The sequence below is a fragment of the Hyphomonas sp. genome (assembly GCF_037969335.1).
Classification (GTDB): domain Bacteria; phylum Pseudomonadota; class Alphaproteobacteria; order Caulobacterales; family Hyphomonadaceae; genus Hyphomonas.
On the sequence record NZ_JBBKXE010000104.1, the window covers coordinates 1 to 11,061 of the forward strand.

Genomic DNA, 11,061 nt, shown 5'->3' on the forward strand with positions numbered 1-11,061 from the left:
GTGGCGCAGGCCCGGGCGCGCGGCCTGGACGCCGAGGTCGCCGACGAGGAGGCCCTGCCCTATGACCCCGCCAGTTTCGACCTGGTCGTATCGGCATTGTCACTTCACTGGGTCAACGACCTGCCGGGCGCCCTTGTTCAGGTGCGCCGCGTGCTGGAGCCGGACGGCCTGTTCCTGGGAGCATTGTTTGGCGCCGGGACGCTGGCCGAGCTGCGGACATGCCTGACCGAGGCCGAGAGCGAGCTTGTGGGCGGACTGGCGCCGCGCCTGTCACCGCTACCGGCCCTGTCGGACATGGCCGCCCTGATGCAACGGGCGGGCTTTGCCCTGCCGGTGGTCGACCGGGACAGTGTAACGGTGCGCTATGATAGCGTGTTCGGCCTGCTGGCAGATCTCAAGGGCATGGGCGAGCGGGCGGCGTTCACAAAGGGCATGGGCCAACCCCTGCCCCGGCGCGTGCTGATGCGGATGGCTGAGATGTATGCCGAACGGTTCAGTGATCCGGACGGCCGCGTACGGGCGACGTTCGAGATCGTCTTCCTGTCAGGCTGGGCGCCGGCGCCAAGCCAGCCGAAACCGCTGAAACCGGGTAGCGCGACGCTCAGCCTTGCGGACGCTGTCCGAAGGCAGAGCGGGAAAAACTAAAAGGCAGCAGGCTGGATCAGGAGCCCTTCGCCGTTTCCAGAGCCGCAGACGAGTCCTCGAATGAACCCGACGTAGCAGCACCGACAGCCCCGATTCCGCCGATGATGGCCAGGGCCATCACACCGAGAATCAAGCCATATTCCAGCGCCGTGGCCCCGCGCTGGTCAGCAACGAAACGAACAAGCAAAGTCCTCAGTCCCATCTCAGACCCTCCCAGGCCTCGTTCCCGACAGCACATCGAACAGAGGAATATCTGCCGCTGGTGCCGGATAATCATGCAGGGCAGAAGGCGCGACCCATTTGAAGGATTGCCCTTCCCTGGGATTCACGTCGCCTGTCCAAACACAGCACCTGAACAATGGCATAAGTAGGTGAAAATTCGGATAATCGTGACTGGCAAATGTGAGCGGTTCGAGATGGGACTCCTCAACCATGATCGACAATTCCTCGTGCAGTTCGCGCACGAGCGCCTGTTCCGGCGTTTCGCCCGGTTCGACCTTGCCGCCGGGAAATTCCCAGAGGCCCGCCATGGATTTGCCTTCCGGGCGCTGAGCCAGAAGGATTTCGCCCTTGTCATTGTAGAGCGCCGCCGCAACGACCAGCACGAGCGGACGCGTCATGTCCGGTAGGCGCCGTTGATGTCGACATAACCGTGCGTCAGGTCGCAGGTCCAGACGGTCGCCGAGAACGCGTCAACGCCGAGGTCGACCCGGATGGTGAATTCCGGCTTGGCGAACACGGCGCTCGCCGCCGCTTCGTCATAGTCCGGCGCGCGGGCACCGCCTTTTGCGACCTGCACATCATCGAACCAGATGGCGAGCTTTTCCATCACGATCGGTTCGAGCGACTTGCCGACCGCCATCACGACCCGGCCCCAATTGGCATCTCCTGCGGCCATCGCCGTCTTGATCAGCGGGGAATTGGCAATCTCGCAGGCCACGATCTTGGCAGAGAGTTGCGATTCGGCGCCTTCGACACGGACGGTGACGAACTTGCTGGCCCCTTCGCCGTCCTTGACGACCTGCAGGGCGAGGTCGAGGCAGGTGGCGTGGAGGGCGGCCGCGAAGGCAGGGAAGCGCTCATCCTCACGTGTTTCGATGGCGGGTTCGCCGGACGCTCCGGTCGCGAAGACCATCAGCGTGTCGGATGTCGACGTATCGCCATCCACGGTGATTGAATTGAAGGTCTCGTCGGCAATGTCTTCGAGCAGGTCCTGCAGCAGGTCTGCATCAATCGCGGCGTCGGTGAAGACGTAGGACAACATGGTCGCCATGTTCGGCGCGATCATGCCGGAGCCCTTGGCAATGCCCGCAAAGGCTGTGGGCACGCCGGCGAGGTCGACCGTGCGACCGGACGCCTTGGGATAGGTGTCAGTAGTCATGAAGGCCCGGGCGCAGGCCTGCCAGTCCGGTGTCGTCAGACGGCTTGCCAGGTCCGGCACGAAGGAGCCGACATAGTTCGGGTCTGCCAGCGGCTCACCGATCACGCCGGTCGCGGCGATGAAACAGGTATTGCGGTCAATGCCGAGGGTGCTGGTCAGCGCCTTCAGGGTGGCCTCGTTCTTCTCCACGCCTTTTGGCCCGGTGAACGCATTGGAGTTGCCGGAATTGGCGATCAGGGCCCGGGCTGCGCCGCCCCCTTCGCCCAGCGCCTCGCGGCACCAGAGCACATCGGCCGATGCCGTCCGCGACACTGTGTAGACGCCAGCGCAGGTGGTGCCTTCGTCAAACGCGAACAGGAATACATCATCGCGGGTGATTCCGCGCCGGGCATAGAAGCCGCGCGAGCCGGTTGCGGCGCGCACGCCCTTGACCACTGGCAGGACCGGAAAGCTTGCGGGGGCAAACGGGGACGGCTTCAATTTCACAATTCATTTCCTTCAGGGGCATCGGAGGCAGTGTCTTCGGGCGGGGCGGCATCCTCACCCAGCGAAAGCGGTGTGGCGGGCGGACTGGCCGCGCCCGGACCACCTTCCTGGATGACGGCCTGCGTGCGCAATTCGCGCAGGATCTTGCTGATCTGGTTCAATGTCAGGAAGGTGACGATTTCAGGCCGCATCTCGTCGCGCGTCTTGGGCGCACGGGTGCGGCGGTCCTTGACCTTGAGAATGTGCCAGCCGTCGGCGCTGAGGAAGGGTTCGGAGATTTCACCCTCCGGCGTATTGGCGATCATCACCGGGAACGGGTCCATCTGGTCGTTCGGCGAGACATAGCCGAGGCTGCCATTTTCCATGCGCGTGGCGGAATCCTTGGAATGCGCGCGTGCCATGCTTTCGAAGCTCGCGCCGTCCTGGATCTCGTCATAGACCGCCCGGGCTTCTTCCTCCGAGGCGAACAGGATGTGCGCAATCGAGACTTCGTCATTCGACTGCTGCAGGCTGACCTGTTCGGCATACATCCGGTCGATCCGGGCGTCGGTGACCTCACGGGCGACCAGGTCCTCGACCAGCAGATTGCCGAGAATGCGTTCGCGCGCCATGTGGAGGCGGCGTCTGGCGGCCGAGTCCTGGTCGATTCCGCGCCGAACGGCTTCCTGCGCCATCAGTTTCTGGTCGACCAGCTGGTCGAGCACGGTCTTGTATTCCTGGCTCTTGTGATCGAGCGCCTGACCGGCAGGGATCAGGCCCCGCGCGACGGCCTCGAGTTCCACGTCGCTGACATAGATTTTCTCGCCATTGACGGACGCCGCAGCCGCGCCGTCGACCTGGACCGGAACCTCGGCTTCGTCGCCATTGCCGCAGGCACACAGCACAAGTAGCGCCGCGCCGCAGGCCAGACGCGCGAGGGCGGTCGTATTTGCCTTGAAAAACAGCACCGTTATCTCCAGTATTCGCTGAGGGCGTCGCATTGACACCCCTTGGCCGCGTTCTTAAGTCTGACCCTCACACTGGTCGAGACCTTCTGGCCAGTGTAAGCGCTGCGGAAGACCCCGCAAATGTCCTGCCATACGTCGCTGACAGGATTAAGTGTTTTGTTCGCCCAGATCGATTGGTGCCGCCTGATATGCTTTCCGTAGCCCGCAAGATTTTTGGTTCTGCCAATGACCGCAAGCTGAAGCCCCTCCGCGCCCGCGTCAACCGGATCAACGCCCTTGAGCCGATGATGGAAGCGCTGTCCGACCAGGCGCTGAAAGCCAAGACCGTGGAATTCCGCAAACGGCTTGCCGATGGCGCCACCCTCGACAGCCTGCTGGAAGAAGCCTTTGCGGTCGTACGCGAAGCCTCGCGCCGGTCTCTCGGCATGCGCCATTTCGACGTGCAGATGATGGGCGGCATGATCCTGCATTCCGGCGCAATTGCCGAGATGCGCACCGGTGAAGGCAAGACACTGGTGGCAACGCTCGCGGTCTACCTCAACGCGCTCGAAGGCAAGGGCGTGCACGTCATCACGGTCAACGACTACCTGGCCCGGCGCGACGCTGAATGGATGAGCGGCATTTACGGCTTCCTCGGCATGACGACCGGCATCATCGTGCACGGCGTGACCGACGACGAACGCAAGGCCGCTTACGCCGCCGACATCACCTACGGCACGAATAACGAATTCGGGTTCGACTACCTGCGCGACAACATGAAATATTCGCTGGAGCAGATGGCCCAGCGCGGACACCATTATGCGATCGTCGATGAAGTCGACTCGATCCTGATTGATGAAGCCCGCACGCCGCTGATCATTTCCGGCCCGACAGACGACCGCTCCGAACTTTATATTGCGCTCGACAACCTGATGCCGCGCCTTGAGCCCGAGGATTTCGAACTCGACGAGAAGCAGCGCTCGGTCACCTACACCGAAACCGGCACCGAGAAGATCGAGAACTGGCTGGTGGAAGCCGGCCTGCTCGAAGGCTCGATGTGGGAGCCGACCAATATTTCGTTCGTGCACCATGCCAACCAGGCCCTGCGTGCGCACAAGCTGTACAACAAGGACAAGGATTATCTGGTCAAGGACGACCAGGTCATGCTGGTCGACGAGTTCACCGGCCGCATGATGGAAGGCCGCCGCCTGTCGGAAGGCCTGCACCAGGCCATCGAAGCCAAGGAACGGGTCGATATCAAGCCCGAGAACCAGACACTGGCCTCGATCACGTTCCAGAACTATTTCCGTCTCTACAAGAAGCTGGCCGGTATGACCGGTACGGCGCTGACTGAGGCGTCCGAATTCCACGATATCTACAAGCTGGAAGTGGTCGACCTGCCGACCAACAAGGAGATCAAGCGGATCGATGACGACGATGTCGTCTACCGGACCGCTGCAGCGAAATACAAGGAGATCGTCAAGGAGGTGAAGGAGTGCCAGGCCAAGGGCCAGCCGATCCTCCTGGGCACTGCCTCGATCGAGAAATCGGAAATCCTGTCCAGCCTGCTGACGGCAGCCAAGATCCCGCACAAGGTGCTGAACGCGCGCCATCACGAGCAGGAAGCCTTCATCGTCGCCAATGCCGGCGTGCCGGGCGCGATCACGGTTGCCACCAACATGGCCGGACGCGGTACGGACATCCAGCTCGGCGGCAATTTCGACATGCGTGTCGAACAGGAAAAGGCCGCCAAGGAAAAAGAACTCGGCCGCGAGCTGACCGAGAGCGAGCTGTCGATGCTCACCTCGCAGATCAAGGCTGATATCGAAGTGAAGAAGAAGCGCGCGCTGGATGCGGGCGGGCTCTACGTGCTCGGCACCGAGCGCCACGAAAGCCGCCGCATCGACAACCAGCTGCGCGGACGTACCGGCCGTCAGGGCGACCCGGGCCGGTCCAAGTTCTATATCTCCATCGAAGACGACCTGATGCGGATCTTTGCCGCCGAGCGCATGGACGCCGTGATGCGCCGCCTCGGCATCAAGGAAGACGAGGGCATCACCCATCCCTGGATGAACAAGGCGATGGAGACCTCGCAGCGCAAGATCGAGGAGCGCAATTTCGAGATCCGCAAGAACGTCCTGAAATATGACGACGTTATCAATGACCAGCGCAAGGCGATCTTCGAGCAGCGCATGGAATTCATGCGCGCCGATGATGTGTCCGAGACGATTGCTGAAATGCGCGATCATGTCATCGAAGCACTAGTGATGCGCACGATGCCGGAAAAGGCCTATGCGGAACAGTGGGACATTGCCGGGCTGACGGAAGCCCTGCAGACCGATCTCGCGCTTGACCTGCCGATTGCCGAATGGGCCGCCGAGGAAGGCGTCGCCAACCAGGAAATCGCCGACCGCATTCGCGACCATGTCGCCAAGGCCTATGAAAACCTGTCAAACCAGGTGGGCGAAGCACAGATGCACCGTATCGAGAAACAGGTCCTGCTGCAGGTCCTGGACCTGCGCTGGCGTGAACACCTGCAGCAGATCGACCAGCTGCGCTCTGTGATCCACCTGCGCTCCTATGGCCAGCGCGACCCGCTGAACGAGTTCAAGGAAGAAGCCTTCAACCTTTTCTACAGCCTGCTGAACGAACTGCGCACGACGGTCACACGGTCGCTGATGCATATCCGTGTGCAGGCGCCCGAAGCCCAGCGCCCGGCCCCGCCGCCACCACGGCGCGAACTGCACCTGGATCCGGATACCGGCGTCAACGAGATGTCGCCGGGCGACCCGGTCGGCAATACCGGCCCCGGCCCGGCCCTGTTCCAGGCCGAGGACGACTGGTCGAACACGCCGCGCAACTCGCCCTGTCCGTGCGGCTCCGGCAAGAAGTACAAGCATTGCCACGGCGCCCTGACGCCGCAGCGGGCCTGATCTTTCAGGCCGCTTCGGCGGGCGCTGGTCCCACATAGGCAGATTGCGGGCGGATGAGGCGTCCGGTGAGGCGCTGCTCGCGGGCATGCGCCAGCCAGCCCGCCGTGCGGCCTGTGGCGAACACCGCCGTGAACGCATCCGGCGGGAAGCCGAGCGCTTCCAGCAGCAGCGCGGTATAGAATTCCACATTCACATCCAATGGCCGGTCGGGCTTGTGCCGGTGCAGGATTTCGAGCGCTGCCTGTTCGACCGCTTCAGCCAGTTTCAGGCGTCCGGGCAGCAGGTTCGAGCCTTTTGCCATGCGCCGGACGGCGGCTTTCAGTGCGTCGGCGCGCGGGTCACGGACCTTGTAGATACGGTGGCCGAAGCCCATCAGCCGGTCGCCGCGCGCAAGGGCCGCTTCGATCCAGGCCTCGGCGTGTTCAGGCGTTCCGATCCCGTCCAGCATGGCGATGATCGGCCCCGGCGCGCCGCCGTGAAGCGGGCCTTTCAGCGCCGCGAGCCCTGCCAGGACAGAGGATGTGAGGCCGGACCAGGTCGAGGCGACGACGCGGGCGGCGAAGGTCGAGGCATTCAGGCCATGGTCGGCGACCGTCACGAGGTATGTGTCGAGCGCGCTGACCGTTTCGGGGGCCGCGACCTGTCCGTCCAGCATGTGCAGCATGTCCGCGGCATGTCCGCGGCGCGGCTCCGGTGCGAGGGGGGGCTGTCCGTTCCGCAAGCGCAGGAAGGCCGGAAGCAGGACCGCTGGCGCGGCCAGCAGGCGCGTCGCCGTGGCGAGGTCTTCCCCATCCGCGATCCGGGCCATGATGGCGCGCATACCGTCCATGGGCGGCAAGGTCAGGATGCCGTCATCGATATATTGCACGAGGTCGAACATTTCGCTGCGGGCACGGCCAAGCTGGGCCGCGAACGTGTGCGCGTCGGGGAGGTCGTCGAACAGGCCGCCAAACAGCAGCCAGGCGACGTCCTCAAACGATTTCTGCCCGGCAATCTGGTCGAGCGAAAAGCCTTTGATGACCAGTATGCCGTGCGCTCCATCAACTGAGGACAGGCGCGTTTCGGCGGCGATTACATCATCCAGACCCTGACTCATTCTCATTCCTCCTTGAATTTCTGGTCTGGAGATCGGCGCCGGAGGGTGTATCGTCAATCTTGATCAATATAATCAATGTAAGGACGTGACATGGCGTGGATCAGTTCGGCAGAGGCCATTCGCCAGCTCGGCGTGCGGCCACAGACGCTGTATGCCTATGTCAGCCGGGGCCGACTGGAAGCGCGGCCGGATCCGGAAGACCCGCGCCGTTCGCTCTACAGCGCCGAGGATATCGAGCGGCTGGCATCGCGCCGGTCCGGGCCGAAACGCGCCGCCGAGATTGCCCGCGCCTCGATCGCCTGGGGCGAGCCGGTGCTGACTTCAAAGCTGACAGTGATCGCCGAGGGGCGGCTCTGCTATCGCGGGGTGGATGCGATCGACCTGTCGCAGACAGCCACGCTGGAAGCGGCGGCTGCGCATTTCTGGGCAGCAGATTATGCGCCGCGCCCTCACTTGCTGCCGGTGAACGAGGACCCGTTGAAAGCCCGCCTGTTCACCGCGCTGGCTGCGCGGGCCGGGACTGACCCGCACGCACGCGGGCGATCACGGGCCATGCTGGCGGCGGATGCGGCCACGGTGCTGGAAACGCTGGTCGATGCCGCGACGGGCGGCGCTGGCGATGGCCCGATCCATCAGCGCCTGGGAGCGGCCTGGGGGCTTGATCCGGACGGCGCCGACCTGGTTCGCCGGGCACTGGTCCTGATGCTCGACCATGAACTCAATGCCTCGACCTTTTCGGCGCGAGTGGCCGCCTCGACGGGCGCATCCCTGTCAGCCTGCGCGCTGGCAGGCCTGTCGACCCTGTCCGGGCCACTGCACGGCGCAGCCGTGGGCGGCGTACTGGCATTCCTGAGTGAGGCGCAGCTGCTGGGGGCCGACGTCGCCGTCAGGGCCCGCCTCGACGAGGGACGCGCCCTGCCCGGCTTCGGCCATCCGCTGTATCCGGGCGGCGACCCGCGCGCGACTGAACTCCTCGCCCGCTTCGACGTGCCGGAAAATCTTGCCGTTATCCTGTCGGCTGTCGCCCATGAAAGCGGTGAGTATCCGAACGTGGATTTCGCCATCGCTGCCATGGCACAGCGCTATGACTTGCCGGTGGACGCCGCCTTCAGCGTGTTTGCCATCGGACGATCCATCGGCTGGCTGGGCCATGCCATGGAGCAGATCGAGACCGGCTCGCTGATCCGGCCAAGGGCGCGCTATGCCGGCGAGATGCCAGACAGCGCTGCGCGGCCCTGATCCCGCCGTTCAACTGATTGGGGAACAAGCCCGGCCCCGCTGCGTAAGGTTAATTACACACGCTCAAGGGGCCGAACATGCGCAAAGACATCATCACTTCCATCCTGGCACTCGTCAGCATCGTCTTCCTCGTGGCGCTTGGCATTTTCTATATCCAGGAAGGCTCGTTCGAGGGCGCCGGCGCGCGGATGGATTCCGTGCTGACCGACCTGCCCGACAATGCGGCCCGGGCCGCCAATGAAACCGCCGAAACAGCCAATGAGGTGATCGAGGACATCGCCGACGGCCCGGACGACAAACCCGGCTGAGCACCGATAATTCCGTTCAGGTGAAAGGCCCGGCCCCATCAAGAGGCCGGGCCTTTCGCGTTCAGGCATAGGACAGGACTTCGTATTCGACATTGTCATAGTCGTGGAAATAGAAGCGGCTGCCCGGGTCATAGGTCTGGTGGGAATGGGTGACGAAGCCGGCATCGAGGATGCGGCGCTCGGCGGCGGCAAGATCGTCGACAATCACGCCGACATGGTTGAGGCCGCCTTGCACGTTGTAGGACACCTGGTCCGGTTCATCCGTTTCGCCGGGCGAGTAGAGGGCGATATAGGCCGTGTCGGTGCCAACGTGGGCGGTCTGCCCATTATTGATCGATGGTCCCTTCCAACGGACATGCCAGCCGAAGATGCGCTCCAGCATGCGGGATGTGCGATCGACATCGCTGACGGTGATATTGACGTGTTCAAGGGTTGCTGTGGTCATGGGACTGGTCCTTTTCCAGGGGCGGAAACTGCCCGCCCTGTTGCTGATGGACCTCCTTGATAATTCCTCAACCTTACTTGAGGTCAAGCTTTTTCTTTGCTATGCGGCAGCGATGGAAACAACAGATCTCATCCCCATCGGACAGCTGGCATCGCGCACGGGCGTGTCAGTGTCGGCGATACGGTTCTACGAGGACAAGGGCCTGATCCGGTCGATGCGCAATGCCGGTGGGCAGCGCCGCTTCCTGCGCTCGGATGTGCGGCGCCTGTCCTTCGTGATGATTGCGCAGCAGCTTGGCTTCTCGATCACGGAGATTGGCGACCTGCTGTCAGGCCTGCCGCAGGAGCGGACACCGACCAAGAGCGACTGGTCGAAGATCAGCGCCCTGTTCCGCGAACGGCTGGACGCACAGATCGAGACACTGGAACTGATGCGGGACCGGCTGGACGTGTGTATCGGGTGCGGCTGCCTGTCGCTGTCGAATTGCGCGCTCTATAATCCCGGCGACCGGGCGGCACGACTGGGCCCCGGTCCGCGCTTCCTGATGGAACGCGACGGCGCCGCCAAGGCGGCAGAGGCCTAGAGCATCCTGCGCGCAGGATGCTCCAAGTTCTTATTGGTCGCGGCGTGTTCCCGAAAACCGGCGCCCACTTTTCGGCACGCCGCTCTAGCCCCGCCCCTTGCGCTTGTTGCAGACGGCATGGGCGAGCTGGAGATTGGTCTCATTGTCCGGCCCGCCGCGCGCGAGGGCGTGGATATGGTCGAATGTCGGGCGCTGTTTCTTCCAGACCGTGGCATGGCCGACCGTGAACCGTGTCGACGGCATGGGCTTGCCGCACAGGGCGCAATTGCCGCCCTGTGCCTGCCAGAGACGCTGGAACAGTTTCGTGGCGGGCGGCGCGAATTCCTGACTCACAGGTTCTCCGGCACCGGCCAGCCGCGCCGGGCGCAGGCGGCGAGCACCGTGTTGCGCAGGAGGCAGGCAATGGTCATCGGGCCGACGCCGCCGGGCACCGGCGTGATATGGCCGGCCACGGGTTCGCAATCGGCGAAATCGGCATCGCCGACGAGACGCGTCTTGCCTTCACCCTTTTCCGGCGCCGGCACGCGATTGATACCGACATCGACAATCGTGGCGCCGGGTTTGACCCAGTCACCCTTGACCATGTTCGGACGTCCGACGGCGGGCACGAGAATATCCGCCGTGCGGCAGACCGCCGGCAGGTCTGCGGTGCGACTATGGGCGATGGTGACGGTGCAGTTCTCGGCGAGGAAGAGCAGCGCGGCGGGCTTTCCGACGAGGATGGAGCGGCCGATGACGACGACATGCTTGCCGGAGAGATCGTCGCCGAGCGCGCTTTTCGCGAGGATGACGCAGCCGACCGGCGTGCACGAGCGCAGGCCCGGTTTGCCAAGCACGAGGCGGCCGGCGGACACTTCCGTCAGGCCGTCGACATCCTTGTCCGGATCGATGCACTCAATGGCGCGATGCTCGTCGAGACCCTTGGGCAAAGGCAACTGCAGCAGGATGCCGTCGATCGAGTCGTCAGCATTGAGGCGGGCGATCAGGTCTTCGATCTCGGCCTGCGTCGCCGTGGCGGG

The 11,061-nt window shown here is 63.8% G+C and carries 13 protein-coding genes; 5 read left to right on the forward strand and 8 right to left on the reverse strand.

Translation table 11 applies throughout. The features are described 5' to 3' along the window. Nucleotides 1–645 (forward strand): methyltransferase domain-containing protein (locus AADA04_RS08075; protein WP_340692746.1); only part of this gene is annotated, 645 nt, incomplete at its 5' end. 16 nt (nucleotides 646–661) lie between these two features. On the opposite strand, the gene AADA04_RS08080 is transcribed toward AADA04_RS08075, so the two are convergent. From AADA04_RS08080 to AADA04_RS08095, 4 genes are read right to left on the reverse strand one after another with little or no spacing between them, the layout of a single operon-like run. Beyond that, the gene (locus AADA04_RS08080) at nucleotides 662–847 is read right to left on the reverse strand and encodes a Flp family type IVb pilin (RefSeq protein ID WP_340692747.1); all 186 of its coding nucleotides are present in this window, start codon (nucleotides 845–847) and stop codon (nucleotides 662–664) included. A gap of 1 nt (nucleotide 848) precedes the next feature. Then, complete coding sequence (mutT, locus tag AADA04_RS08085) at nucleotides 849–1,265, reverse strand: 8-oxo-dGTP diphosphatase MutT (RefSeq protein WP_340692748.1); 417 nt, start codon at nucleotides 1,263–1,265, stop codon at nucleotides 849–851. Then, nucleotides 1,262–2,512: a bifunctional glutamate N-acetyltransferase/amino-acid acetyltransferase ArgJ gene (argJ, locus tag AADA04_RS08090; RefSeq protein ID WP_340692749.1), complete on the reverse strand. Its 1,251-nt coding sequence runs from the start codon at nucleotides 2,510–2,512 to the stop codon at nucleotides 1,262–1,264. Before argJ ends, mutT begins: the two co-directional genes overlap by 4 nt. Beyond that, nucleotides 2,509–3,459 (reverse strand): peptidylprolyl isomerase, encoded by a 951-nt coding sequence (locus tag AADA04_RS08095; protein ID WP_340692750.1) that lies wholly within the window; start codon nucleotides 3,457–3,459, stop codon nucleotides 2,509–2,511. Before AADA04_RS08095 ends, argJ begins: the two co-directional genes overlap by 4 nt. Nucleotides 3,460–3,647: 188 nt before the next feature. Here AADA04_RS08095 and secA point away from each other — a divergent pair, with 188 nt between their 5' ends. Beyond that, nucleotides 3,648–6,371, forward strand: a complete 2,724-nt coding sequence (gene secA, locus AADA04_RS08100) for a preprotein translocase subunit SecA (RefSeq protein WP_340692751.1) — start codon at nucleotides 3,648–3,650, stop codon at nucleotides 6,369–6,371. Nucleotides 6,372–6,375: 4 nt separating this feature from the next. On the opposite strand, the gene AADA04_RS08105 is transcribed toward secA, so the two are convergent. After that, nucleotides 6,376–7,467 (reverse strand): citrate synthase/methylcitrate synthase, encoded by a 1,092-nt coding sequence (locus tag AADA04_RS08105; RefSeq protein ID WP_340692752.1) that lies wholly within the window; start codon nucleotides 7,465–7,467, stop codon nucleotides 6,376–6,378. A gap of 90 nt (nucleotides 7,468–7,557) precedes the next feature. Between AADA04_RS08105 and AADA04_RS08110 the strand changes: the two genes are divergently transcribed. Next, on the forward strand, nucleotides 7,558–8,706 hold the full coding sequence (locus AADA04_RS08110) for a citrate synthase family protein (RefSeq protein ID WP_340692753.1): 1,149 nt from the start codon (nucleotides 7,558–7,560) through the stop codon (nucleotides 8,704–8,706). Nucleotides 8,707–8,783: 77 nt separating this feature from the next. Beyond that, complete coding sequence (locus tag AADA04_RS08115) at nucleotides 8,784–9,014, forward strand: hypothetical protein (protein ID WP_340692754.1); 231 nt, start codon at nucleotides 8,784–8,786, stop codon at nucleotides 9,012–9,014. 61 nt (nucleotides 9,015–9,075) lie between these two features. Here the strand turns inward: AADA04_RS08115 and AADA04_RS08120 are convergent, their stop codons facing one another. After that, on the reverse strand, nucleotides 9,076–9,459 hold the full coding sequence (locus AADA04_RS08120; RefSeq protein WP_340692755.1) for a VOC family protein: 384 nt from the start codon (nucleotides 9,457–9,459) through the stop codon (nucleotides 9,076–9,078). Between AADA04_RS08120 and soxR the strand changes: the two genes are divergently transcribed. After that, on the forward strand, nucleotides 9,458–10,042 hold the full coding sequence (gene soxR / locus AADA04_RS08125; protein WP_340692756.1) for a redox-sensitive transcriptional activator SoxR: 585 nt from the start codon (nucleotides 9,458–9,460) through the stop codon (nucleotides 10,040–10,042). The genes AADA04_RS08120 and soxR overlap by 2 nt on opposite strands. Before the next feature lie 84 nt (nucleotides 10,043–10,126). Here soxR and AADA04_RS08130 read toward each other — a convergent pair whose 3' ends face one another. Both AADA04_RS08130 and AADA04_RS08135 read right to left on the reverse strand, forming a co-directional pair. Continuing rightward, nucleotides 10,127–10,375, reverse strand: coding sequence for an HNH endonuclease signature motif containing protein (locus AADA04_RS08130; protein ID WP_340692757.1), 249 nt, complete (start codon nucleotides 10,373–10,375; stop codon nucleotides 10,127–10,129). Continuing rightward, on the reverse strand, nucleotides 10,372–11,061 hold a 690-nt coding region (locus AADA04_RS08135; protein ID WP_340692758.1), incomplete at its 5' end, for a tetrahydrofolate dehydrogenase/cyclohydrolase catalytic domain-containing protein. The genes AADA04_RS08135 and AADA04_RS08130, both read right to left, overlap by 4 nt.

Coding starts and splice junctions, on each gene's coding strand:
- secA (WP_340692751.1), top strand. CDS start 3,648: ATGCTTTCCGTAGCCCGCAAGATTTTTGGTTCTGCCAATGACCGCAAG.
- soxR (WP_340692756.1), top strand. CDS start 9,458: ATGGGACTGGTCCTTTTCCAGGGGCGGAAACTGCCCGCCCTGTTGCTG.
- AADA04_RS08115 (WP_340692754.1), top strand. CDS start 8,784: ATGCGCAAAGACATCATCACTTCCATCCTGGCACTCGTCAGCATCGTC.
- AADA04_RS08080 (WP_340692747.1), bottom strand. CDS start 847: ATGGGACTGAGGACTTTGCTTGTTCGTTTCGTTGCTGACCAGCGCGGG.
- AADA04_RS08110 (WP_340692753.1), top strand. CDS start 7,558: ATGGCGTGGATCAGTTCGGCAGAGGCCATTCGCCAGCTCGGCGTGCGG.
- mutT (WP_340692748.1), bottom strand. CDS start 1,265: ATGACGCGTCCGCTCGTGCTGGTCGTTGCGGCGGCGCTCTACAATGAC.
- AADA04_RS08120 (WP_340692755.1), bottom strand. CDS start 9,459: ATGACCACAGCAACCCTTGAACACGTCAATATCACCGTCAGCGATGTC.
- AADA04_RS08105 (WP_340692752.1), bottom strand. CDS start 7,467: ATGAGTCAGGGTCTGGATGATGTAATCGCCGCCGAAACGCGCCTGTCC.